The sequence below is a fragment of the Namhaeicola litoreus genome (assembly GCF_042679565.1).
Classification (GTDB): Bacteria; Bacteroidota; Bacteroidia; order Flavobacteriales; family Flavobacteriaceae; genus Namhaeicola; species Namhaeicola litoreus.
The window spans coordinates 1,405,902-1,429,600 of the sequence record NZ_JBHTMY010000003.1; the positions used below are offsets into that span (position 1 = coordinate 1,405,902).

General features: G+C 34.1%; 24 protein-coding genes and 1 tRNA gene. 19 read left to right on the forward strand and 6 right to left on the reverse strand.

What is annotated here, in order from left to right; genetic code table 11:
* Window positions 1-17: 17 nt before the first annotated feature.
* Window positions 18-959, reverse strand: coding sequence for a sugar phosphate isomerase/epimerase family protein (locus tag ACFQ39_RS13460; protein WP_377179789.1), 942 nt, complete (start codon window positions 957-959; stop codon window positions 18-20).
* Between the two features lie 357 nt (window positions 960-1,316).
* Between ACFQ39_RS13460 and ACFQ39_RS13465 the strand changes: the two genes are divergently transcribed.
* The 11 genes from ACFQ39_RS13465 to ACFQ39_RS13515 all read left to right on the forward strand — a co-directional run bounded on the left by ACFQ39_RS13465 (window position 1,317) and on the right by ACFQ39_RS13515 (window position 10,103).
* Window positions 1,317-1,868, forward strand: coding sequence for an acyl-CoA thioesterase (locus ACFQ39_RS13465; RefSeq protein ID WP_377179791.1), 552 nt, complete (start codon window positions 1,317-1,319; stop codon window positions 1,866-1,868).
* A gap of 84 nt (window positions 1,869-1,952) precedes the next feature.
* Entirely contained in the window at window positions 1,953-3,014 is a 1,062-nt protein-coding gene (locus ACFQ39_RS13470; RefSeq protein ID WP_377179793.1) for a 3-oxoacyl-ACP synthase III family protein, read from the forward strand.
* A 157-nt stretch (window positions 3,015-3,171) separates the two neighbouring features.
* Window positions 3,172-3,687 carry a DUF3124 domain-containing protein gene (locus tag ACFQ39_RS13475; protein ID WP_377179795.1) on the forward strand — a complete coding sequence of 172 codons (516 nt, stop codon included), beginning with the start codon at window positions 3,172-3,174 and terminating at the stop codon, window positions 3,685-3,687.
* Window positions 3,688-3,836: 149 nt separating this feature from the next.
* Window positions 3,837-4,382 (forward strand): pyridoxamine 5'-phosphate oxidase family protein, encoded by a 546-nt coding sequence (locus tag ACFQ39_RS13480; protein WP_377179797.1) that lies wholly within the window; start codon window positions 3,837-3,839, stop codon window positions 4,380-4,382.
* Between the two features lie 33 nt (window positions 4,383-4,415).
* Window positions 4,416-4,835 carry a VOC family protein gene (locus ACFQ39_RS13485; protein ID WP_377179799.1) on the forward strand — a complete coding sequence of 140 codons (420 nt, stop codon included), beginning with the start codon at window positions 4,416-4,418 and terminating at the stop codon, window positions 4,833-4,835.
* 244 nt (window positions 4,836-5,079) lie between these two features.
* Window positions 5,080-5,472, forward strand: coding sequence for a hypothetical protein (locus tag ACFQ39_RS13490; protein WP_377179801.1), 393 nt, complete (start codon window positions 5,080-5,082; stop codon window positions 5,470-5,472).
* Between the two features lie 402 nt (window positions 5,473-5,874).
* Window positions 5,875-6,366, forward strand: coding sequence for a type II RES/Xre toxin-antitoxin system antitoxin (parS, locus tag ACFQ39_RS13495; RefSeq protein ID WP_377179803.1), 492 nt, complete (start codon window positions 5,875-5,877; stop codon window positions 6,364-6,366).
* Window positions 6,366-6,827 carry an RES family NAD+ phosphorylase gene (locus ACFQ39_RS13500; protein ID WP_377179805.1) on the forward strand — a complete coding sequence of 154 codons (462 nt, stop codon included), beginning with the start codon at window positions 6,366-6,368 and terminating at the stop codon, window positions 6,825-6,827. The genes parS and ACFQ39_RS13500 overlap by 1 nt, the downstream gene beginning before the upstream one ends.
* Window positions 6,828-7,086: 259 nt before the next feature.
* Complete coding sequence (locus ACFQ39_RS13505; RefSeq protein WP_377179807.1) at window positions 7,087-7,881, forward strand: DUF6090 family protein; 795 nt, start codon at window positions 7,087-7,089, stop codon at window positions 7,879-7,881.
* 215 nt (window positions 7,882-8,096) lie between these two features.
* The gene (locus ACFQ39_RS13510) at window positions 8,097-8,999 is read left to right on the forward strand and encodes an alpha/beta hydrolase family protein (protein WP_377179809.1); all 903 of its coding nucleotides are present in this window, start codon (window positions 8,097-8,099) and stop codon (window positions 8,997-8,999) included.
* A 174-nt stretch (window positions 9,000-9,173) separates the two neighbouring features.
* Entirely contained in the window at window positions 9,174-10,103 is a 930-nt protein-coding gene (locus ACFQ39_RS13515) for a hypothetical protein (protein WP_377179811.1), read from the forward strand.
* Between the two features lie 545 nt (window positions 10,104-10,648).
* On the opposite strand, the gene ACFQ39_RS13520 is transcribed toward ACFQ39_RS13515, so the two are convergent.
* Window positions 10,649-10,736 (reverse strand) — tRNA-Ser (locus tag ACFQ39_RS13520).
* A gap of 135 nt (window positions 10,737-10,871) precedes the next feature.
* Between ACFQ39_RS13520 and ACFQ39_RS13525 the strand changes: the two genes are divergently transcribed.
* Window positions 10,872-11,627, forward strand: coding sequence for a sulfite exporter TauE/SafE family protein (locus tag ACFQ39_RS13525; protein WP_377179813.1), 756 nt, complete (start codon window positions 10,872-10,874; stop codon window positions 11,625-11,627).
* Here ACFQ39_RS13525 and ACFQ39_RS13530 read toward each other — a convergent pair.
* Window positions 11,617-11,892: an acylphosphatase gene (locus ACFQ39_RS13530; protein ID WP_377179815.1), complete on the reverse strand. Its 276-nt coding sequence runs from the start codon at window positions 11,890-11,892 to the stop codon at window positions 11,617-11,619. The two genes, ACFQ39_RS13525 and ACFQ39_RS13530, sit on opposite strands and share 11 nt — an antisense overlap.
* A 100-nt stretch (window positions 11,893-11,992) precedes the next feature.
* Between ACFQ39_RS13530 and aroC the strand changes: the two genes are divergently transcribed.
* From aroC to ACFQ39_RS13550, 4 genes are all read left to right on the forward strand, one after another.
* Window positions 11,993-13,051: a chorismate synthase gene (aroC, locus tag ACFQ39_RS13535; RefSeq protein WP_377179817.1), complete on the forward strand. Its 1,059-nt coding sequence runs from the start codon at window positions 11,993-11,995 to the stop codon at window positions 13,049-13,051.
* 588 nt (window positions 13,052-13,639) lie between these two features.
* Window positions 13,640-14,572 carry a peptidylprolyl isomerase gene (locus ACFQ39_RS13540; RefSeq protein WP_377179819.1) on the forward strand — a complete coding sequence of 311 codons (933 nt, stop codon included), beginning with the start codon at window positions 13,640-13,642 and terminating at the stop codon, window positions 14,570-14,572.
* 279 nt (window positions 14,573-14,851) lie between these two features.
* Window positions 14,852-15,667 carry a hypothetical protein gene (locus ACFQ39_RS13545; protein ID WP_377179821.1) on the forward strand — a complete coding sequence of 272 codons (816 nt, stop codon included), beginning with the start codon at window positions 14,852-14,854 and terminating at the stop codon, window positions 15,665-15,667.
* Between the two features lie 3 nt (window positions 15,668-15,670).
* Window positions 15,671-16,810: an alpha/beta hydrolase gene (locus ACFQ39_RS13550; protein WP_377179823.1), complete on the forward strand. Its 1,140-nt coding sequence runs from the start codon at window positions 15,671-15,673 to the stop codon at window positions 16,808-16,810.
* Here the strand turns inward: ACFQ39_RS13550 and ACFQ39_RS13555 are convergent, their stop codons facing one another.
* Window positions 16,811-17,365, reverse strand: a complete 555-nt coding sequence (locus ACFQ39_RS13555) for a thioredoxin family protein (RefSeq protein WP_377179825.1) — start codon at window positions 17,363-17,365, stop codon at window positions 16,811-16,813. It abuts the gene before it with no gap.
* A 32-nt stretch (window positions 17,366-17,397) separates the two neighbouring features.
* On the opposite strand from ACFQ39_RS13555, the gene ACFQ39_RS13560 reads away from it, so the two are divergent.
* The 3 genes from ACFQ39_RS13560 to ACFQ39_RS13570 all read left to right on the forward strand — a co-directional run bounded on the left by ACFQ39_RS13560 (window position 17,398) and on the right by ACFQ39_RS13570 (window position 21,440).
* Window positions 17,398-17,736, forward strand: a complete 339-nt coding sequence (locus ACFQ39_RS13560) for a tRNA-binding protein (protein ID WP_377179827.1) — start codon at window positions 17,398-17,400, stop codon at window positions 17,734-17,736.
* 22 nt (window positions 17,737-17,758) lie between these two features.
* Window positions 17,759-20,665 carry an FAD-binding and (Fe-S)-binding domain-containing protein gene (locus tag ACFQ39_RS13565; protein WP_377179829.1) on the forward strand — a complete coding sequence of 969 codons (2,907 nt, stop codon included), beginning with the start codon at window positions 17,759-17,761 and terminating at the stop codon, window positions 20,663-20,665.
* Between the two features lie 157 nt (window positions 20,666-20,822).
* Window positions 20,823-21,440, forward strand: coding sequence for a tRNA (guanine-N1)-methyltransferase (locus tag ACFQ39_RS13570; RefSeq protein ID WP_377179831.1), 618 nt, complete (start codon window positions 20,823-20,825; stop codon window positions 21,438-21,440).
* A gap of 47 nt (window positions 21,441-21,487) precedes the next feature.
* Here the strand turns inward: ACFQ39_RS13570 and ACFQ39_RS13575 are convergent, their stop codons facing one another.
* Together ACFQ39_RS13575 and lepB are read right to left on the reverse strand one after the other, a co-directional pair.
* Window positions 21,488-22,108 (reverse strand): WbqC family protein, encoded by a 621-nt coding sequence (locus ACFQ39_RS13575; protein WP_377179833.1) that lies wholly within the window; start codon window positions 22,106-22,108, stop codon window positions 21,488-21,490.
* On the reverse strand, window positions 22,108-23,649 hold the full coding sequence (gene lepB, locus ACFQ39_RS13580; protein WP_377179835.1) for a signal peptidase I: 1,542 nt from the start codon (window positions 23,647-23,649) through the stop codon (window positions 22,108-22,110). Before lepB ends, ACFQ39_RS13575 begins: the two co-directional genes overlap by 1 nt.
* Window positions 23,650-23,699: the final 50 nt, after the last annotated feature.

Consider the following 23,699-nt stretch of genomic DNA (forward strand, 5'->3'; position numbering starts at 1 on the left):
AATATTACTTTGAAAAATTAGGCATTCTTCCATAAATCTTGGACAATTTGCAGGTCTCTTTGCATTGCATCGAAAACCACTTTTTTATCAACATTTATCACGGAGTTCCCCTTTTCCGCTCCGCCAAGGTCATACTCTAAATGTAGTGATACAGGTACTTTGATTTTATACTTTTTTAACAATTTAAAATAGGTGTCAAAATCGACCATACCCTCTCCTATTGGAACATTGACTGGTTCCCATTTGTTATTGATCTTGCCCCATTTAAAATCCTTTAAAACAATGACCTTGATTCGCTTATGTAATAATTCTAATCCATTTTGCCAGGAAAATCCTCCCTCAACCATGGCATGGCGAATATCGTACTGCGTACCAAAAGTTTGAGGATTTACTGTTTCCAGGATTTTTTCAATTTCCCAAAAGGAAGCACCGACATTTCTTCCGGCATGATTTTGATAGCAACCAACGAGGCCCAATTTCTGGTTAAGTTCTCCTAACCTATAAATTTCCTCCTGATAATTCAGCAAATTGGCCTTCATAGATCGTGCCTGATCGAATTTGAACCAATTGGTCCGATAATACTTAATCCCCACATCAGAAGCAGCCTTTAAAACACTTACATCCAATTGATTTTCAACACTTTCTATTGCTGTAGTGATTAAATCGCAACGTATTCCGCTTGCTCTGATGTCTTCTACTGCCCTAGGTAAATCAATACCCACATTTTCGGGAAGTACATGTCCTTTGGGTCGGACTGTAAGATCAACACCATCAAATCCCATTTCAGCTGCAACAGCCCCAGTTTCTTTAAAATCCAAAAATTGAAGGTGTTTAGAAAAGATATGTACTTCTAATTGATCATCATCGGCATATTGAAACATAGGAAATGAAAATCTGGATAGAGGCAAATAACCCGCAGCTAGGGCTGTTTGCTTTAAAAATGTTCGCCTTTTACTCAAAGCATATTGATTTAAAGAATATTCTGCAATTGGTTTACCAGTTTGGTTTACCAAATATAAGGCTAATTACGGATATTCCAACTATTTAACCCTTTATTCACATATAAGTTTTAATATCTTCAAGCTATTTTCAATCATAAGAAAATTCGTATTCTTACCATGAACAAATATCACATATAACGCTTAACCGTTCCGAAGTAAAGAGATGTTCTATTCAAGAAAATATTTAGTGCACCAAAACAAAAAAATATTCTCGTTAACTAACCGTTCTTTGAAAGAATTTTTTCAAATCTATCTCGAACCTTTTTACCTTTTAAACTCAAATATCCACTATTTATCTAACACAAAAAACCAACTATGATTTATTACTGGTACACTATTCTTAAAATCTTAATCCTTAGAAATTTTCAAAGTCAAGTAAAATATAATCAGACAATTACCATATCATTTCGGGTGGGTTTGTTTGATTGTGATGGTTTACGTGTGATGACGGCAGCAAAATATCCTGTTTATATGGATTTTGTTCGTTGGGAACTAATTGCAAGATCTAAATTATTTAAAGCGATTGTAAAGCGTGGACTAGCTCCTACATTGGGTTCGCAAAAAATTATTTATAGAAAACCGTTGAGAATTTGGTCAAAATTTAATGTGATTTTGGAAAGTGTTGGTATGGATGATAAGTGGGTCTATAATGTCCACTATTTTGAACAAGAAAATGAGATCAAAGCTATCGGAATTACAAGAGCTCTCATATGGAAACGAGATATTCCAACTGCGCTCCAAGACATAATGAAAGAGGTTGGTGCAACAGAAATAATCGCTCCACCTTCATGGGTTGTAGATATATTCACGGAGGATAAGGAAATTGTTCAACAAGCAAATCAAAAAATACTTAAGATTCTTGATTAAAATTTATTACACCTTTTAGCAGTTGTGGTATTCTTAAACTTACTACTTTAGTAGTTTGAAATAAAAGAACCAAAAGCATGTCTTATGCGATCAATTATTACCGGAATTGGTAGTTATATACCGACGTTTGTAAAGAAAAATGAAGACTTTTTATCCTCTGAGTTTTATGACGAAGAAAAAAATAAGCTTACTCGCTCAAATGATGTGATCATTCAAAAGTTTAAAGAGATCACTGGAATTGAAGAAAGGCGGTATGTTTCAAATGATTTAAGAAATAGTGATATTGCTACATTTGCTGCCCGCAAGGCTATTGACCATGCAAATGCAGATCCCGAAGAACTTGATTATATCATCGTTGCCCATAATTTTGGGGATATTGATGCTGGTTCTAATCAATGTGATTTGTTACCCAGTATTGCATCACGCGTAAAGCATAACCTTAAAATAAAAAACAATAATTGCGTAGCCTACGATATTATTTTTGGATGCCCAGGGTGGATCCAAGGAGTTATTCAAGCCGATGCATTCATAAAATCTGGATTGGCAAAAAAATGCCTGGTGATTGGGTCTGAAACACTTTCAAGAGTATCTGACCCAAATGACAGAGATGGAATGATCTATTCGGACGGTGCGGGCGCTTGTATATTGGAGGAAAACAACTCGTCTAACAAAGGAATCCTGGGTTATGCTGCACAAACCTTTACGCTGGAAGAAGCCCATTTTTTATTCAATGGCAGTTCATATAACCCTAATGAATCACCCTCAACTCATTATATAAAAATGCACGGCAGGAAAATTTACGAATTTGCCCTAAACCATGTTCCTGCCGCCATGAAAACAGCTTTAGAAAATAGTGGTGTTGAAATAGACAAAATAAAAAAGGTATTGATTCATCAGGCCAATGAAAAAATGGATGAGGCAATTATCCAAAGGTTTTACAGATTATACCGTCAAAAGCCGCCTAAGGGAATTATGCCGATGAGCATTCATAAGCTCGGAAATAGTTCTGTAGCAACAGTACCAACACTTCTGGATTTGATCCTAAATGATAAATTAAATGATCAAAAAATAAATGAGGGTGATATTATTATGTTAGCTTCTGTAGGGGCCGGAATGAATATCAATGCTTTGGTTTATCAATTTTAGCTTTTCTTGCATTTTGTTTTGTAACATTTTTTAATTCTGCACCCGTACTAAAACGAATTACATGGTTATTAGCCTCATCCCTTGCTAAAACTGAATCAACTTTCGTTCAAAGGATAATTTATTATAAATTTATATCCATAAATAAAAATGTCTTTAAATGAGAAATATATTCCTTTTACTATTTATCGCCCTTATCAACATTTCATGTAGCAAAAAGGAAACCGATAAATACCCGATAAAACAGGCAAACTGGAAAAGTAAAGAAATCAATATAGAGAACTTTGACGACTATTTTACGGGGAAAACCTATCTCCCTGTTTACTCACATATATACCACGTTCATGAGCATCGCACATTTGACCTCACCATTACAGCGAGCATACGAAATATTTCATCTACAGATTCTGTTTATATATTAAAAGCTGACTATTATAATACCATTGGAGAAAACATTAGGCAGTACGTTAAAAAACCAATTTATTTAAAACCACTTGAAACCATTGAAATAATTATTGAGGAACAAGATATTGAAGGAGGTTCTGGAGCAAATTTTGTTTTTGACTGGGCAAATAAAAATGATAAAAATCCGCCTTTAATTGAGGCTGTTATGATTTCGACCTATGGTCAGCAAGGATTATCTTTTACTACAAGAGGAGTGCCGGTAAATGAATAATGAATACTCATTATGATTAACGGTTTTTCTAATTATTTAGAATATGAGCCAATCTATTTAAATTTTGAAAATCAAACTATTTTATGTTTTAAGGATTCGAGATATAATTATTTTAAGCACATCCATTACATTTCTGATAGAACAAGGACATGGGAAAAAAAATAGAACATATTACTGCCGATCTTCAAGATTTTATAGAAAATCAAAAAATATTCTTTGTTGGTACAGCATCCCGCGACGGAACAGTTAACGTATCTCCTAAAGGTACTGACTCATTAAGAGTGATTGGTAAGAATAAAATTGTTTGGTTGAATTTGACAGGTAGTGGAAACGAAACTGCAGCGCATTTAATAAGGAATGATAGAATGACGATTATGTTTTGTGCTTTTGAAGGAAAACCATTGATTTTAAGGCTATATGGAAAAGCGAAAATTTACCATAAAAGGGATAGTGATTTTTACAAATATATAAGTTTATTCCCCGAAAATGTAGGTGGAAGACAAATAATCGAAATGGACGTTGACTTAGTTCAAACTTCTTGCGGTTTAGCCGTACCATTAATGGATTTTAAAGAAGAACGAACAACATTAAATACTTGGGCAGAAAAACAAGGAAAGGACAAAATTGAGGAGTATTGGAAAAACAAAAATACTACAAGTATTGATGGATTTGAAACAAAAATTCTGGACGATTAAGAACTAGCTAGAATAAGTTGTATAATTAAATGTATGACAGGTAAAGAGGGTAAAATAGAAATTGAATTTTTGGACCACGTAGCAATTCGGGTTACAGATATGGAAGTCTCTGTTTCTTGGTACGAAAAAGTGTTGGGATTGAAACGTCATCAACTACCTGAATGGGGAGATTTTCCAATCTTTTTACGTTCTGGAAAATCGGGAATTGCATTGTTTCCTGCAACTATTGCAGATCCTAAACTTGACCCAACTTCAAAAAATGTAAAAATTGACCATTTCGCTTTTAGTGTGAATAAGGAAAATTTCGAAAAAGCAATAAAGCGATACAGCGATTTGAACTTAGAATATGATATTCAGGACCATCATTACTTCAATTCTATTTACACGAAAGATCCAGATGGTCATACAGTTGAGCTAACCACAATTAAAGTGAAGGAAAAAGATTTTTTTTAACAAAAACTACACCGCAACGATACGATTAAGTATTAAGTCCATAGAAAACTAGGGTGAGCTTCTTTTTTAAGGGTTGGTCTTATAACAAATACTGTCAATTCATCCTTGATGAAGCCATGACAAAAGATGAAATAGTTGGCGTTGTATCTAGATTCTGAATGAGAACTTAAACAGAAGTTGGGTCTGAGGAATTGATATGAAAAGAATGAGAATTGATATATTTACCTATTAATTGTAACAAATCATGATTGCAGACATACTATCGGTTTTAGGTCTATTTGGCAATGCTTTAGAAAAAGTGATGACCAAAAAAGGTACCAGGCTCGAGAAAAAAATCACGGCAGTTGGCGATTTGCAAAAAGCAATAAATGCGACTAAATCATACTTGGTGTCTTCGCATAAAAATTACAGCCCAAATTCCACCTTATCCAATTTATGGAATACGGCATTTGTTTCAATGGTTCCATTTGATAAGGTGCTAGCCAATCAATTGAGAGATAAAGGTAGATTTTGGAGTGATCCAAAAAGTTGGTTGAATAAACCATCTTCTATGGAACTGATTCCGGATCTTAAAGATCTGGATGAAAAATGTGAAGAGATGATGATAACCTTAAATTTTAGAATAACGAAAAGGTAGAATCATCATCCACCTCATCTATTACTTTCATCTTTAAAATTTAGAATCTTATCAAGATGAACCTTCATATCCCCTGCTCCCACACGAAATGAAATTCAGCGAAGCTAAATGAAATTCAGCGTAGCTAAATCGCAGTTTCGACGAAGTCAAATCGAAGATTCAGCGTAGCTAAATGAAATTCAGCGAAACTAATGTATCTCGCTGTTTTAAGCATATCTACTATTTAAAAAAAAGATAAAATAAACTTTTTTACCTCTTTGATATACTTGTAAATAACTATTTTAGTGAGGATATAACACGTTGTAAACAATTACCCCAAATTATTCCCTCTAAACTTTATTTGTATATTTGTCGTTATGTAAAGTATAAATGTCGTACCTTTATATTTGTAAAATTATTCGCATGGAGAAAACTTTAACATCTAAAAAAGAGAATAGTGAATTAAAAATATTCGTTAGACACTTTAAGAGAGGTAGAGACTTAAAGCCTAAAGAAATCACATATACTCGATTCTTAAGAGACAAATTGCTTGTTGCAAATGCAGTAAAAAGAGGTGTCCCTACAATTTTGTTTAGTGAAATTAAATCCAACTCTCCTTTTGATGACAAACAATGGTCCTCATTCTTAGATATAAACGTACGTACCCTACAGAGATATAAGAAAGAAAAATCACATATATTTAAGCAAATACAAAGCGAAAAAATATTTGAGCTTGCCGAAGTTGTTAGTTTAGGTAATGAAGTTTTTGACAGCCCTGAACATTTTATGATTTGGCTTAAAACACCTTCAATGGCTCTAGGGAATATTAAACCAATTGACTTATTAGATTCATCTTACGGAAAAGATATTGTCATAGCTGAGTTAAACAGAATTGAACACGGAATTTTTGTTTAATGATAGTTTACAGGTTAAGCCGTAAGAAATATAAAGATCAACTTTCAGGCTATGGTGCATCTCTAAATGGTCAAAGATGGAATTCAAAAGGTACTGAGGTAATTTATACTGCACAAACTAGAGCACTAGCAAACAGTGAAGTTGCTGTACATATATCTTTGGGCATTTTACCAAGTGACTATCATATGGTAGAAATCGAAATCCCTAATTCTCTGAAAATATTAGACATCAACGAAAAAGATCTTCCAAAAGGATGGAATTCTCTGCCCTCAAAACCTGAAAGTCAAAATATCGGGGATAAGTTTGTCAATGAAAATCAATATCCTGTTTTAAAAGTACCCAGTGTAGTTGTTAAAGGAGAGTTCAATTATATTCTAAACCCAAAACATTCAGATTTTTCTAAGATAAAAATAATAAATACTGAACCTTATCCATTTGACCCTAGATACTTTAACAAGTAAACAGTTTACAACACCGTTTATAATTAATTGTTGTTGAAATCTAGCCAGAAAATCAAGATTAAAACCAAATAAAAATTTAAAGGAAAATTTAGTTGTTCAGTCGCAGCAACTAATCATTAACAATACCATTGTGCTAAATTAGTAACAACCCGCTAACCTATGATATGATCGAGCCAATATGTACATTGTAAATTAAAGGTCTTGTGGTCATTTATGCGAGATAGCCGCTTGCGGATTTAATAAATCCTTAAATTAGACAATGATAAATTTTTTTAGACGAATCCGAAACGTGCCTGCCGGTAAGGCAGGAAAAATGGCTGATGATAATCGGCCACTCAAGTATGCGAGATATGCTGTTGGAGAAATTATTTTAGTCGTGATTGGAATTTTAATTGCACTTCAAATTAATAACTGGAATGAACAGCGGAAGGAACGCATTCAAGAAAAAATATTCCTTAAACGTTTTGATGCAGAGTTAAACACCAATCTGGAAAATATATTGACTGCAATTTCTCTAAATAAAAGTCGTATTCATCGTGCTGAATTTTTGTTGAGGACCATAAATAGACCAGAGCTGGTGTTAGATTCTTCTAGTTACTTTATGAAAAGCATAGAACATGCTGGTTATACCAACATCCCACTTATTTCAGACAATGCATTTGAAGAACTTAAATCCAGTGGAAATCTTTCTCTAATTAGAAATGAGACGCTCAGGGCAGCACTCCAAAAATACTACTCTTGGACTACAAACGAGGGACAATATAATTTTCTCCAACAAGACATTCAGCTGAACTATTTTCACCTAAAACAAGGCATTTTTACAACCAGTCAGGTTATAGATATGGGTGATTATTTTATTTCCAAAAATTACAGTTCGACTGAGGCAAAAGAAACATTTGAACGCATGATGAACAAATCCGAATTTTTGAAGTTCATACCCTATATTATTCAAAACAAATTGATGGTTGGAAATAGTTATGACTATATCCATGATCAGGCAAAGGCCTTAAAATTATTGCTAAAAGCAGAATTAGATAAAAAAAATGAGGATTGAAATTTGCAATAAAAGAGAATTACATAATTCTTTTGAAAAATTAGACAAAGTTTCCTCATAGAGTGAAATTTCAAGAAATATCATATTTACGCTAAGGGCTCAATATTTCTGGTTATGATTGGCATTTTGCGATTAAAAAGTCAGAAAACATTCATGTACAAAACCATTTAAAGGAATGCTAAGGAGGGTTAATTAGAACATATTTTTAAATTAAAATGAATACTAAATTTTTTTCTACCTTATTTTTTTGGTTTCTGTTAATGGCATGCCAAGAAATAGTTTATTCGCAATCCGATTTTACAATTCAGGATATAAAGTTTGAAAGTCATGGAGTTATGATTGCAGGCTCAATTTTAACACCTAAAAACCCATTTGCAGCAGTTGTAATTGTTCATGGGTCTGACCCAGTAAAAAGAGAAATGGAGTTCGCTAAACGTCTTGCCAAAGAAGGAATTGCTGTATTGACATATGATAAACGTGGAGTTGGAGAATCTGGTGGTGTTTATGTAGGACCAACTGTTGGAACCAATAATATTGACATCTCTAATCTTAATTTACTATCGGACGATGTAAGTTCTGCAATAAATAAATTGCAAAAGTGTTTGGAAGCTAAAAAAACACCGCTTGGGTTAGTTGGTTTCAGTCAAGCAGGATGGATTATACCAATTACGGCCAGCAAAAACCCACAAATAGAATTTATGGTTTTTTTTAGTTGTCCAACAATCACAACTTTAGAGCAACTCCGATTTCAGTTTTTTACGAATGGGAAAGATGATTTTTGGGAAAATCATACAGAAGCAGACGCTCGTGACCACACTAATAATGACCCAGATAGGTATCAATTCATGGCTACTGACCCAAAAAATTATCTGAACAATCTTTCAATTCCTGGACTTTGGCTTTTTGGTGAAAAGGATATACAGATTCCTGTGAAGATGTGCATGGAGCAATTAAATACATTCAAAGTTCGGGGTAAACCTTTTGAATATACTTTATTTCCTGCGTTGGGACACAATACGGCATCTGACAATGATACAACACCTTTTGATATTTCAATTCAATGGATAAAGCAGAAAACCTTGAACAAAAAATATAGCCATAGGAAAAAATCGAATTAGAATAATTAAAAAAACTGCATAAAACTTAGGCCTAAATTTATTGCCAGTACTTGCATCTTACGAAGATCCTTTCGAGTTATCTATTCGGTTTCAATTTGCTAATTTAGTTGTTGAAACACACAGTAAAATCATACAAAAAACCTTAGGCCACAACCTTTAAATTAGAAGACAAGCATGATTAAAAATAGTTTAGCAATCACATTATTTATTGTAACAAACTGCCTATTGGCACAGGATAGAAATGAAGTTTCCCAATTTAGCAATAACTTAAATCAGTATCATAGTGTGCGTGATTTTAGTATGTCTGAAAACGGAAATGAAGCATTTCTAACTATTCAAAGTCCCTTTCAAGAAATTTCTCAAATTGTCTATATCAAAAAGGAAAAAAATAAATGGTCAGAACCAAAATTGATGCCTTTTTCCGATTCATTTATGTATATGGAACCTTTTTTGACTGCAGATGGAAAGCGCTTATTTTTTGTTTCTGATAGACCTTTAAACGATTCGATCAAGGTAAAAAAAGACTTTGATATTTGGTGTATTGAAAGAAATAACCAAGACGCAGAATGGTCTAAACCTAAGAACATAGGAAAACCAGTTAACTCGGACTTGGACGAATTTTATCCCTCAGTTAGTGAAAACGGAAACTTGTATTTCACAATGGTTGCACCTATTGGATTAGGAAAAGATGATATTTATTTTTGTAAATGGGATAATGGTAAATATGCGAACCCTGTGCTGTTAAGTGAAAGCATTAATAGTGCTGGTTATGAATTTAATGCCTTTATTTCAAAAGGAGAAGATTTTATATTATTTACGAAATACAATGAAAAAGATGGTTATGGTAGCGGTGATCTCTATATCTCAAAAAAGGATGCCTACGGAATGTGGGAAAATGCAAAAAACATAGGAGAGCCAATTAATACAAAATTTATGGAATATTGTCCGTTTTATGACGAGAAGAACGAAATACTATATTTTACAAGCAAAAGAAATGATATTACGCCAAGAGCATTTAAAAATGTTTTGGATTTACAACGATATTTATCTGAAAGCAATAATGGTCTCAGTAAAATTTATATGACGAAATTTAAAATAGAATAAAAACTGTCGCCCAAAAAGTTGCTTTATTTATTAGTTTCCCTAGCTATACTCTAACTGATCGAACTGACAAAAAAAATATTCAAGTCAATCAATCAGCTCAGGATTTATTTAATAACCTGTATAGTTATTTTAGGACGGGTCACTTAAGTAAAGCCCAAGAAATTGATCCATAGCTAGTGTATAGATGAAGTATGGATAAAGTATGGATGGTGTATGGATAATGTATGAAAACAAATCCAAAAAACTCTAATAGCAATATGGAAAGAATATGTTAATATCCAAAAGACATACATATCTTTACAGTGAAGAGCGATAGATACCCAAAAACTCTTCGCAGACATCAAAGTATCCCTTAAAAAAGAGAAGCATCATCTGCTCTACATCGAAGAATTTTGAACCTATTTGGACCTCCCCAAACACGAAGTCACCGATAAGATTCGATAAAGAATAATCGGTCAAAACAAGAAGATTGTGGGGAGAGTATGGGAAAGATGAGTAAATAAAAAACCGCAAACAATTAAATATTAATCATTTACGGTTTTACTTGGCGGAGAAAGAGGGATTCGAACCCCCGGAGGTGTGACCCTCAACAGTTTTCAAGACTGCCGCATTCGACCACTCTGCCATTTCTCCAGGTCTAATTTGATTTCTCAAATGCGAGGGCAAATATACTACCTTTTTTGTTTTAGTAAAATATTTTTATTCCTTTTTTTAGAATCATTTTAAATGAATTAAAAAACCAATATTTAAGCTACATTTGTTTCGGTTATGATGTGGCATGAATACCTCCTCTTATTAGTCATCGGCTTCGTTACGGGCATTATCAACACCATGGCCGGTGGAGGGTCGGTACTTACCTTGCCTCTACTCATATTTCTTGGGCTACCTCCAAATGTTGCAAATGGCACAAACCGTGTTGCTATTTTTATTCAAGGATTATCTACCGCTGCTGGTTTTAGATCAAAATCAATCAAAACTTTTCCTTTTAGTATATATTTTGGCATCTCTGCTATGTTGGGCGCCATGATTGGTGCACAAATCGCTGTTGATATTAAAGAAGAGATCTTCAATAGAATCTTAGCCATCGTCATTATATTGGTGGGGTTTTTTTTAGTGTTTCATAAAAATCGGGCAAAAGATTTCAATCTTGAAAGGTTGACAGGAAAATACCTTTGGTTAAGTATTATTGCATTCTTCTTTATAGGTATTTATGGAGGATTTATTCAAGCTGGAACAGGACTCATCATGTTAATGGTTTTATCGGGCATAAATCACTATGCACTTGTCAAAGCAAATGCCATCAAAAACCTCGTAACTCTTGTGTTTAATATATCTGCCCTATCAATTTTTATTTTCAATGATAAAGTAAATTGGGAATACGGACTGATGCTTGCTGTTGGAACGGCTTTGGGCGGTTGGTTCACAAGTCGATGGTCGGTGAACAAAGGTGATGGTATTGTGAGAATATTTATGATCATCATGATCATTTTAATGGCTGTCAAACTTTGGTTCTTTAACGACTGATTTTAAAGTCTTCAAAATCCGAATATTTTTCTTCCTGAACGATTACCTCTAAAACTTTTGCTAAGGGTGGGCCTTCCTTCAGCAGATTAATAAACTTTTCAATTTTTATCATCTCTCCTTCCACTTCTACATAAACATTCCCGTTGTTGAGATTTTTTACAAAGCCTTTGAGATCAAAACTAAGTGCATGGTCACTGGCAAATTTTCTGTACCATACTCCTTGAACTTTTCCTTTAACGATAATATTGAAATGCTTTTTCTCCAAAATAATTCATTAAAACATCAAAATTAAACAATAGAGCTAAAGATCCATTTCATTTTATCAAAATATTTTACCTTTGCCTTTCATTTTTTGAATCTTGAGAATGGGAAATTCTATCGGAAAACTATTTACATTAACTACTTTTGGAGAATCACACGGAATTGCTATAGGAGGTATCATAGATGGTTGTCCGGCAGGTATCGAACTCAACTTTGAAGCGATACAACACGAGCTTGACAGAAGAAAACCAGGTCAGTCTAAGATAACTACCCAGCGAAAAGAACCTGATACTGTTGAATTCTTATCCGGTATTTATGATGGAAAAACCACAGGAACCTCTATCGGATTTCAGATCCAGAATACGAATCAAAGAAGTAAAGATTACAATCACAATACCGATGTTTATCGTCCATCACATGCAGATTACACCTATGCCAAAAAATATGGTATCAGAGATCACAGGGGCGGTGGAAGAAGCTCTGCCAGAGAGACAGCCAACTGGATTGTTGGGGGTGCTATAGCAAAACAGTTTTTAAAAGGTATAGAGATCAATGCTTTTACCTCGAGTGTAGGTCATATTGAAATGCCGACTCATTTGCTCGATTTTAATAAAGATTCCATAGAAAAAAATATAGTGCGCTGCCCGGATACACAAACAGCCGCTAAAATGATTGAACTAATAGAAAAAATCAAAAAAAGTGGCGATACAATTGGTGGCGTCATTACTTGTGTTATTCAAAATGTTCCTCTAGGCTTGGGCGAGCCTGTTTTTGAAAAGCTGCATGCAGAACTAGGTAAAGCCATGTTATCGCTTAACGCAGTTAAAGGTTTCGAATATGGCAGTGGTTTTGCCGGAACAAAATTGAAAGGAAGCGAACACAATGATTTATTTAATGCCGATGGCAGTACAAAAACGAACTTATCTGGGGGTATACAGGGTGGAATCAGCAACGGTATGGATATCTATTTTAGAGTAGCATTTAAGCCTGTAGCAACCATAATGCAGAAACAGGAAACCATTGATGCCGATGGCAAACTAGTAGAAATGCAGGGAAAAGGAAGACATGATCCTTGTGTAGTACCTCGAGCAGTACCTATAGTTGAAGCATTGAGTGCACTTGTTTTGGCAGATCTGACACTTCAAAACAAAGCACGTCAGTAATCACATGAATCTGATTATTTGCCAAAAAAAATAAATCATTTACCATTCTTCTAATTAACTGTTTTTCAATAGGATATAATCATCTTATTCAAGAAAAAGTTAATTTGATCAAACTTTTCTAAAATTTCTTGAAATAAAATTTTAATAGTTGCGTTTTAATATTGTCTGATATGCTATGAATGTCTGACTAAAAAAATTGCCCTCACAATAACATATTTACCACATAAATTATTTGTGAATAAAAAGAAAAATTGCTCATGAAGTATAAATTGCTAGTGCCTAATTTAAAAATATATCTCGATCAAATCTTGATAAATTTTACTCCCCGTAAAAATCAAATTTTAGAAACGATCCCTGTTCACAATACCAGGAAGTTGACTGAGCAATTATAATCATCTCATTTTTTAACTATACTTATTTAAACCATAAAACATTGGCATTTAATGCCTTACAATCCCTTTTTTTTAGACCGCTATTGTTTTGATTGAACGTAGTGGTCTTTTTTTATGTCCAAATTCAGCATATTTAGCACCTTAATGAGTCCTTGATAAAAAGTTTGATTAACTTTGACGTTTTAAAATAAATATGATGAAAGACGGATTATACGCAAAATTTAATACCACGAAAGGAGAGATCCTTGTTAAATTAACTCATGATAAAACTCCGGGCACAGTAGGTCATTTTGTAGCTTTAGCTGAAGGAGAATTAGAAAATTCAGTGAAGCCTCAAGGTAAGAAATATTATGATGGCTTAAAATTTCATAGAGTAATCGCCAATTTTATGATTCAGGGAGGTTGTCCTCTTGGAACCGGAACAGGAAACCCTGGATACCAATTTGATGATGAATTTCATCCTGATTTAAAACATGATAAACCAGGAATTTTATCTATGGCCAACGCCGGACCCGGTACAAATGGATCACAATTCTTTATAACACATGTCCCTACCCCATGGTTAGACAATAAACACACTGTTTTTGGCGAAGTTGTTGAAGGGCAGGATGTCGTTGATGCCGTTCAGCAAAATGACAAAATTGAATCAATTGAGATTATCCGTGTGGGTGAAGAAGCAAAAAAATTCAAAGCTGTAGAATCTTTTAGAACTTTTGAAGGTTCAAGAGAAAAAAGACTAGCAGAAGCCAAAGCAAAAATGGAAAAAGAGCTTGATAAAGTTGCCGCTGGTTTTGATAAAACCGACAGCGGATTACGCTATAAAATTATACAAAAAGGCAATGGTGCCAAAGCTCAAAAAGGAAAAAAAGTTTCTGTACATTACAAAGGGCAATTGACAGATGGCTCTGTTTTTGATTCTTCTTATACCAGAAAAGAACCTATTGATTTTATGTTAGGTGTTGGTCAAGTAATCCAAGGTTGGGATGAAGGAATTCAATTGTTAAACGTTGGAGATAAAGCGCGATTGGTTATTCCAGGTCATTTAGGATATGGGAATGCTGGAGCCGGAAATGTAATTCCTCCTGATGCTACGCTAATTTTTGATGTGGAGTTGGTTGATGTAAAATAATTGAGTTATTATTAAAAAAGTTTTTAGAAAAAGGCAGGTATCAACTTGCCTTTTTTTGTTTTATCAATAGTTATATCTATCCAACGTAAGAAAATTCAAACCCAACAATTTATTGTTGGGTCAAATTAACACTTCGAATGAATTCTTTTCTGACCAAATGTCACAAATCTTGAAAATAGTTGCATCATCCATGAAAGTTCTTATATATTTATTCACTGAATAATCTTTTAGAAGTTTTTCAATTTTAAAACAAGAAACAGGGAATCCTTCAATCCGCGCATGAGAGAGTTGATCATTATTTTACTGCTTACCTCATTTGGTTATGGACAATCTGCGCATGTGCAGAATCCATTATTAAGCGATCGATTTTTGGTGACAGTCGGGATATATTGGCCATCTGATGATTATGCTGTTGGTGTAAATGGATCTTCGCAAAAAAATAACAGTTTTGATTTTGATGAAAACTTCAATGTTAAGAATAACCATATCACTCCGGTGATTGGATTTCATTGGCGCTTTACTAAGAAATGGCATCTCAATACAGAATATTTTCAACTGGGATACAAGCGTAGGGCTACTCTCGAAAATGACATCCAATGGGGTGATTACACATTTAAAGCTGGTACTTCTGCCGAAGCAGGTATTTCTTTAAATATGTACAGGATAGCTCTAGGAAGAACCATTTATCAAAATGATAGATTTCTTATGATTGGAGGCCTAGGGCTCCACGCAATGAATATCAAAGCCTTTATTGAAGGAAATGCATATATTAATGATGAACAATTCAGTTCTGAGCGCGTTAGTGTGAAGGGCGTCGCTCCTCTCCCAAATATTACTCTAACTTCGCTATACGTGTTTTCAAAAAAAATTTCAGGATCATTTCGAATAGATTGGTTTGCATTAAATATTGATCAATTTAGTGGAGGTCTTTGGGATATCAATCCTATTCTTTATTTCCAGGCCTTTGAACATTTGGGTTTTTCTATGGGTTATAATTTTTTCGATTTTAACTTTGAATTTGATGATCAAAATTGGAAGGGAACTTTTGAAACGATCTATCACGGTCCGTCTATTGGTATAACCTCTAACTTTTAGTATATGAAATACAACAAAATCTTTTATTTACTTTTCCAATTAGCTATGATTCCATGCTTGGCTCAAGTAACATTCGTCATTCATCAGTATCCCGAAAAAACCATAGATAAAGAAGTATTTATCACTGGAAATTTTGATGGGTGGTCGGGAGGAAAAGATTTCCGGTTGAACAAAACCGAGAACGGACATCTCATTATTACCTTGCCCAAATTCAAATTTCAACTTGAGTATAAATTCACTCAAGGCAGCTGGGATACGGTTGAAACTGCTATTGATGGTTCAGACATAGAAAACAGAATCTATGTTTTTCAAAAAGAAAAAGATACTGTTCTTTTAAAAATTGAGGGATGGAAGAATAAAAATTTGAAACAACCGCATACAAAAACCAATAATGTTATACTACTTACAGAAGGGATTGCAAATGATCCCTCAAACTTAAAAAATAGGAAAATTTGGGCTTACCTCCCACCCGATTACCACAAAAACAGCAAAGATTACCGGGTAATATATATGCACGATGGGCAAAATCTTTTTGATGCCCAAACATCTTTTTCAGGAGAATGGCAGGTTGATGAGTTGATGAATGAACTATATGAATCTCATCAATTGGAAGCCATTGTTATTGGTATAGATAATGGAGGTGAAAAAAGGATTGATGAATATACCCCATGGGTAAATAAAAAATATGGCGGTGGTAAAGCCGACGAATATCTAGATTTTATCATAACTCAAGTAATGCCAATAGTTGAAAAAGATTTAAGAGTAAAGAAAGGTAGTGAAAACACCGCTATTATGGGTAGTTCTCTTGGTGGATTGGTATCTTATTACGCCGCCCTACAAAGACCTGATCAATTTGGAAAAATAGGTGTTTTTTCACCCTCGTTTTGGTACTCAGAAGAAATTAGTGCTTTTACTTCTTTAAACGGAAACATTAAAAATCAAAAAATGTATTTCATGGCCTCTTATAAAGAAGATCCGGATGCCAGAACAGTGAAAGATTCAGAAGTAACAATCAAAAACCTAATGGCTGCTGGTTATCCTGAAAAAAATATTCAATCCAAATTTGTTCAGGAAGGAAACCATAATGAACTTTTATGGAAACAAGAGTTTAAAGAAGCTGTTCTGTGGCTATTCAAAAATTGATTACTTCCACTTAATATTACATCCTATACTCGGCTTTTGAACCTCATCCACAGCTTTTCCATCCAAAATATTTTGTAAAGCTCTTCTCAAATCTTTGCCAGTAACCGGTATTCCATTTCCTGGCCTTGAATCATCTAATTGTCCACGATATACAAGTTCCAATCCTCGGTCAAATACGAAAATATCAGGTGTGCATGCTGCTTTGTAGGCTCTAGCAACATCTTGAGTTTCATCAAATAAATACGGAAACTGAAAATCATTTTTCCTGGCAAATTTTTTCATGTTTTCCGGAGAATCTTCAGGATAATTAACAATATCATTCGACGAAATGGCTACAAATGAAAAGCCAAAATCATCATAAACTTTTGCTATATCTACCAATTCTTCAATGGTGTGCAATACAAATGGACAATGATTACAGATAAAATAGATCACGGTAGCCCGCTCGCCTTTCAGGCTAGATAGGTTTATATCCTTTCCAGTAACAGTATCGATTAATTCAAATTCGGAAGCTTTCGTGCCTAAGGCTAGCATGTTTGAGGGAGTCCTTGCCATTTTTATGTAGTTTTATACAAAAATAACAAAAGATGAGTCAACGCACGATAGAATTTGGCGATTTTATGAAAGTCGACCTAAGAGTAGGAACAATAATAGAAGCCGAATACTTTGTAAAAGCTAAATTCCCAGCCTACAAGTTAAAGGTCGATTTTGGTCCAATAGGTATTAAGAAATCAAGTGCCCAAATTACTAAATTATACCAACCCCAACATTTATTGGGAAAGCAAGTATTAGCAGTGTTAAATTTTCCACCCAAACAAATTGCAGATTTTATGAGTGAAATTTTAATTTTGGGTGTAAAAAATGACCAAGAAGTTGTACTTTTACAACCGCACAAACGTGCAAATAACGGCATAAAAGCTTCATAAATTCATTTTTTTATCAAACCCTATGACAAGTTTATTTGAGAATTTATCATCAAATTTAAATGGAGAGTTGTACATAGACCTTTTACACAAAAGTATTTATGCTACAGATGCCTCTGTATATAGAAAATTACCACTGGCGATATGCTACCCGAAGAATAAAGAAGATTTAAAAATACTAATAGCCTTTGCGAATGAGCATAAAATTACATTGATTCCGAGAACAGCAGGAACTTCATTGGCAGGACAAGTAGTGGGAGAAGGTATTATTGTAGACACTTCGAAATATTTTACCAATATTCTCGAATTTGATGAAACAAATAGAACGATTGTTGTAGAGCCTGGCGTTATACGCGATGAACTCAATCTTTTTTTAAAACCATATGGTTTATTTTTTAGTCCGAACACTTCTACTTCCAATCGTTGTATGATTGGTGGGATGGTCGGAAATAATTCATCTGGAACAACTTCTATCCAATATGGGGTAACTAGAGATAAAGTTTTGTCACTTAAGACTATTTTATCAGATGGTTCTGAAACTACTTTTGAGGCCTTGAATGAATTGCAGTTTAAAGAAAAGGCACGTGGAGCCAAATTAGAAAATAAAATTTACCATCTAATTCAAGAAAAACTCACCCAACCTGAGATTCAAGAAGAGATTCATAGAGAATATCCTAAAAAAACAATCCATCGGAGAAATAATGGTTATGCTGTAGACGCTTTATTGGACGCTGAAATCTTTGGCGGTCAAGAAAAGGAAATCAATTTATCTAAACTGCTTTGCGGTAGCGAAGGAACCCTTTCATTTACAACAGAAATTAAGCTAAAATTAGATCTACTACCCCCTGCACATAGTGTTATGGTAGCCGCACATTTTGAATCGATTAAGTCTTCCATGGAAGCTGTGGTTATCGCCATGAAACACAATCTTTACTATTGTGAGTTAATGGATAAAACTATTTTGGATTGTACGAAAAACAATCGCGAACAAATTAAAAATAGATTTTTTGTTGAAGGAGATCCGAAAGCTATATTGATGCTTGAAGTTTCTGATGATGATTTAAATGAAGCTGAAACAAAAGCCGGTAAACTCGTACAAGATCTTCAACAGCATAAATTGGGTTATGCCTTCCCTATCCTGAAGGGAAATGATATTCATAAAGCGAATGAACTGAGAAAAGCCGGACTTGGATTATTGGGAAATATTATTGGCGATGACAAAACTGCTGCCTGCATTGAAGATACAGCCGTGGCACTTGCCGACTTACCCTCATTCATACAGGAGTTTTCGCAAATGATGGAAACATATGGACAAAAACCCATTTACTATGCCCATGCGGGTGCAGGAGAATTACATCTCCGACCAATTCTGAATCTAAAGAAAAAAAAGGGCGTAGAAGATCTTCGAGCTATTACAACAGATGTAGCCAAATTGGTGAAAAAATATAAAGGCTCCATGAGCGGTGAACACGGTGATGGTATTGTCCGTTCAGAATTCATTTCTATGATGATTGGGAAAAAAAATTATGCCCTATTAAAGGAAATAAAGCACGTTTTTGATCCTAATAACATCTTTAATAAAGGTAAAATAATCGACCCCTACCCGATGGATCAGTCGTTGCGATATGTTCCTGAAAGGATTGAACCTGAAATAGAAACGCTAATGGATTTTAGTGATTCTCTAGGTATCTTACGTGTTGCTGAAAAATGTAATGGTTCTGGTGATTGCAGAAAGCCTATTTCGGCTGGCGGAACCATGTGTCCAAGTTATAGAGCTACAAAAAACGAAAAAGACACCACAAGAGCCCGTGCAAATGCATTAAGGGAATTTTTAACCAACTCCGACAAGAAAAATAAATTCAACCACAAAGAACTGAAAGAAGTATTTGATCTTTGCCTAAGCTGCAAGGCCTGTGCTTCAGAATGTCCGAGCAACGTGGATGTTGCTTCTCTAAAAGCAGAATTCCTTTATCAATATTACAAAAGCAATCCCGTCGATTTTAGAACCTCATTATTTGCAGATAACGTAAAATACAACAGGCTGGGGATGCTAATGCCCAAACTAACTAATCTGGTTCTTAACACTACAGCTGTTAAAAATATTATTGGAATTCATCCAAAAAGATCTATTCCAAAATTACAATCTGCTACCTTAAGAACTTGGCTCAAAAAGAATAAGCACAAATTAGAAGCTCAAAAAAATCAAACTAAAAGCCTTTATCTATTTATTGACGAGTTTACGAATTACTACGACGTTTCTACGGGTATAGATGCGATTGAATTATTAATAGCTTTAGGATACAATATTTTAGTTGTAGACCACCCAGAAAGCGGTAGAAGTGCCATTTCGAAAGGCTTGATAGACAAAGCAAAAGTATCCATAGATGGTAACATTGCTGTCTTTAAAGATCTGGTATCGAATGATACCCCGTTAGTAGGAATAGAACCCTCTACGATTTTGGGCTTTAGAGATGAATATCTTAGATTGGCTGAGGATAAAGAATCTGCAAAAAAAATTGCGGCACACGCCTTAACGATTGAAGAATTTTTTGAAAAAGAATTTAAAGCCAAACGAATTTCTTCAGAAAAATTTAGTGAGGAGAAAAAGCAAATCAAGATCCACGGACATTGCCAACAAAAATCACTTTCTGGCACTGAAGCTTCTTTTGTTATGCTAAATATTCCAAAAAATTATGAAGTAGCCATTTTAACAACAGGTTGTTGCGGAATGGCTGGTTCTTTTGGCTATGAAAAAGAACATTATGATTTGAGCATGCAAGTGGGCGAAGACACTCTTTTCCCAAAGGTGAGAAACTTAAATGAACAAATAGAAGTTGCCGCTGCAGGAACCAGTTGTCGACATCAAATTTGGGATGGTACCAAACGAAAAGCAGCACATCCGGTAACAATTTTGCGTGCCGCGTTAAAATAAATATTTATTTTTTTCGTTAATTGCAATAGATTTAAGAATCTAAAAAATAGCTTAACATTCAATAAATTGCTAATGACTTAAATATCAGTAAGATATTTAAGGGTTTTGCTATATAAAGCGAAATATATTTTTGACATTAACATTTAACAATTACAGAATGAAATTTTCTCAAAGGCTATTCCTTTTATTAATTTTACTATCAACATTTACAGTATTCGCCCAAGATGATGAGCCATCTGCGACTTTAGAGCAAGGTGCAATTGAGGGTCAATTTGATTATTTGTATAATAAATCAGGTAAGTATCAAGAGTATAAGGTGATCAAAATTACCAGTTTCAACAAACTGAAAGCAAATGTGCTGGATAGTTTATTGTTACTCAATAAACAAATTGTAGAATCTGATAAAGTTATAAAAAGTCAATTAGACGAAATTAAATCACTAAAAGATAACCTTAAAACAACTAATGATAACTTGGTTGAAATTACAAACGAAAAGGATAATATAACGGGCTTTGGAGTACCTATGACAAAAGGTCTGTACAACACAATAATGTATTCGTTAATTTTTGGATTATTAGGTTTATTACTTTTCTTTATTTATCGTTTTAAAGAAAGTAATAAAGTCACTAAACTCGCGCAGAAGACCTTAGCAGAAACCGAAGAGGAGTTTGAAAATTATAAACGTGTTTCCATAGAACGCGAACAAAAAGTAAGAAGAGAACTACAAGACGAATTGAATAAACAGAAATACTCTAAAAAGTCTGCCAAAGAATAATTTAATAGCTTAATATTTTAGTTTGAGCCCGTTTTTACGGGCTTTTTTTATGACAATAAATGGCTGTGTTTGAGCAGATAATCAAGGCTATTTGGTCCTTCATTGAATAACAGATCCAATATACTTAGATTAGCAAGAAAACCATGTTTATCTGAAAACACCTGATGATAAGATTCGAATTTAAAATCTTGCTTTAATTTTGCATTTGACATAATGCGCAGATCTTTTGCATATTCTATCTCGAAATGTTTTGTTTTATGAATGATTGAATTCAATTCTAAAGCTTCAGAAATCACTTCATTGGTGTCTAGCAAAAGATCAATCAAATAGGTGTATTTCTTTTCAAAAACCAGATTGATTTCTTCTTCATAGAACTCAAAATAAGGTGAAGAACGGTAGGCTGCTTCCAAGGATTTTTTATGTAATAGTTGCCAATTATTCTGTGGATCAAGTTTTACCTCCTTTGTTTTTTGTCGCTGCCCACTGTGTTCATGAACTATAGGAAGATTTAGCAATAAATTTCCATTGGCGCCAAAAACATAACATCTATTTCGATATGTTTGTTTTTGAAAATTATCTTCCAATTCAAACCAAAACTCTTTGTATTTGGCTATGGCTACAAATTGAATAATAGGTGAAAAGTAAGTAGGTTGTAAAACCGGAAACATTATTTTGATTGTTTTTTCTTGTCTTTAAATTTAGAATATCCGTACCAAATCGCAACAAAACCTAAGAACCAATAGAAAAAAGAATAGGGCTTACCATTTCCATGAACAGTTGTAAATAATCTTCCCCATCTCACTTTTTCTAAACCTTTTCCGTCACTATTCCAACTAAACCAGATAAAAACAGGTTTCCCAACAACATGATCAAAAGGTACGAAGCCCCAATAACGAGAATCCTCGCTATTGTGACGGTTATCCCCCATCATCCAATAATAATCCTGCTGAAATGTATATGAGTTTTCAACTTCTCCATTAATAAATATTTTATCTCCTGATACCTGTAAATCATTTTTCTCATATTCTGTTATGATTTGTTTGTAGAACGGTAAGGTCTCTTTAGATAGACTAACTGTTTTGCCCTTTTCAGGAATATATATCGGGCCAAAATTATCTTTGTTCCAGTTTAAACCAAGTACATTTGGAAAAACATTTTCAGTCTCACCTTTAGGCGCCAATCGCTTTTTCATAGACTGAACTGTAGGGTTTTTGGACAAAGCCTGGGCATCCTCATCGGATAAATTCAACACATAATTTCCATCAGCCAATCGACCACCTTCCCTAATATGGTATTTGTTTTTTAGCAAATTTACATTGATTGTATTTCCACCTGTGTTCACATCATAATAGTATTGTGGTTTTGCTCTATCAGGCATAATCGATTCTTTGCCATTGATGTAAATAATACCATCGATTATGGATAAACTATCTCCAGCTATTCCTACACAACGCTTCACATAGTTCGATTTCTTATCAATGGGTTTCCTAATCTTTTTATCTGTTCGCTGAAAGAAAAACTCAACTGTATCTACAGGCCAACTGAAAACAACTATATCGTTTCGTTTAATTTTTTGAAAACCAGGTATTCGAATATAAGGTAATTGAGGTTTTTTAAGATATGATTTTGTTTTTAACAGGGGCAAAGTGTCATGTACCATCGGTGCCGCGATCGTTGTCATAGGCACCCTTGCACCATAATGAAATTTACTCACGAACAAAAAGTCTCCAATCAACAACGACTTCTCTAAGGAAGAAGTCGGTATGGTATAGGGTTGCATAATATAAGTGTGCACAAAAGTGGCTGCAATAATTGCAAAAACAATAGAACTAATCCACTCTCCGGCAGAAGTCCTGGGTTTTAAGCTTCTGTCCTCAATATATTTAGCATCAGTAAAATAATTAATATAATAAATATAAAAACCCAGAGTAGCGATAACCAGAACAGTATCTTTTGTCGTATGAAAACCAAAACTCCTGATCGTCTCCACCCAAATCACCATAAACATCAACAAGTTGATAATAGGAAAAAACAACAAGATAACCCACCACTTTGGACGGTTGATAATTTGCATTAAAACAACTGCATTATAAATTGGAATTGCAGCTTCCCAAGCTTTTCTTCCTGCTTTAATGTAGAGCTTCCATGTTCCTAAAAAATGTAAGATTTGAATTAGAAGAAAAAATATGAACCACTGTGTGAAGGTCATGTACTGAAAATTTAAATGATTATGTATTTGTATGATGAAAGGCGCTTTTG

Coding starts and splice junctions, on each gene's coding strand:
- ACFQ39_RS13485 (WP_377179799.1), top strand. CDS start 4,416: ATGACAGGTAAAGAGGGTAAAATAGAAATTGAATTTTTGGACCACGTA.
- ACFQ39_RS13505 (WP_377179807.1), top strand. CDS start 7,087: ATGATAAATTTTTTTAGACGAATCCGAAACGTGCCTGCCGGTAAGGCA.
- ACFQ39_RS13550 (WP_377179823.1), top strand. CDS start 15,671: ATGAAATACAACAAAATCTTTTATTTACTTTTCCAATTAGCTATGATT.
- lepB (WP_377179835.1), bottom strand. CDS start 23,649: ATGACCTTCACACAGTGGTTCATATTTTTTCTTCTAATTCAAATCTTA.
- ACFQ39_RS13480 (WP_377179797.1), top strand. CDS start 3,837: ATGGGAAAAAAAATAGAACATATTACTGCCGATCTTCAAGATTTTATA.
- ACFQ39_RS13545 (WP_377179821.1), top strand. CDS start 14,852: ATGAGAGAGTTGATCATTATTTTACTGCTTACCTCATTTGGTTATGGA.
- ACFQ39_RS13525 (WP_377179813.1), top strand. CDS start 10,872: ATGATGTGGCATGAATACCTCCTCTTATTAGTCATCGGCTTCGTTACG.
- ACFQ39_RS13555 (WP_377179825.1), bottom strand. CDS start 17,365: ATGGCAAGGACTCCCTCAAACATGCTAGCCTTAGGCACGAAAGCTTCC.
- ACFQ39_RS13570 (WP_377179831.1), top strand. CDS start 20,823: ATGAAATTTTCTCAAAGGCTATTCCTTTTATTAATTTTACTATCAACA.
- ACFQ39_RS13575 (WP_377179833.1), bottom strand. CDS start 22,108: ATGTTTCCGGTTTTACAACCTACTTACTTTTCACCTATTATTCAATTT.
- ACFQ39_RS13475 (WP_377179795.1), top strand. CDS start 3,172: ATGAGAAATATATTCCTTTTACTATTTATCGCCCTTATCAACATTTCA.
- aroC (WP_377179817.1), top strand. CDS start 11,993: ATGGGAAATTCTATCGGAAAACTATTTACATTAACTACTTTTGGAGAA.
- ACFQ39_RS13540 (WP_377179819.1), top strand. CDS start 13,640: ATGAAAGACGGATTATACGCAAAATTTAATACCACGAAAGGAGAGATC.
- ACFQ39_RS13565 (WP_377179829.1), top strand. CDS start 17,759: ATGACAAGTTTATTTGAGAATTTATCATCAAATTTAAATGGAGAGTTG.
- ACFQ39_RS13490 (WP_377179801.1), top strand. CDS start 5,080: ATGATTGCAGACATACTATCGGTTTTAGGTCTATTTGGCAATGCTTTA.
- ACFQ39_RS13515 (WP_377179811.1), top strand. CDS start 9,174: ATGATTAAAAATAGTTTAGCAATCACATTATTTATTGTAACAAACTGC.
- ACFQ39_RS13560 (WP_377179827.1), top strand. CDS start 17,398: ATGAGTCAACGCACGATAGAATTTGGCGATTTTATGAAAGTCGACCTA.
- parS (WP_377179803.1), top strand. CDS start 5,875: ATGGAGAAAACTTTAACATCTAAAAAAGAGAATAGTGAATTAAAAATA.
- ACFQ39_RS13510 (WP_377179809.1), top strand. CDS start 8,097: ATGAATACTAAATTTTTTTCTACCTTATTTTTTTGGTTTCTGTTAATG.
- ACFQ39_RS13500 (WP_377179805.1), top strand. CDS start 6,366: ATGATAGTTTACAGGTTAAGCCGTAAGAAATATAAAGATCAACTTTCA.
- ACFQ39_RS13470 (WP_377179793.1), top strand. CDS start 1,953: ATGCGATCAATTATTACCGGAATTGGTAGTTATATACCGACGTTTGTA.
- ACFQ39_RS13465 (WP_377179791.1), top strand. CDS start 1,317: ATGATTTATTACTGGTACACTATTCTTAAAATCTTAATCCTTAGAAAT.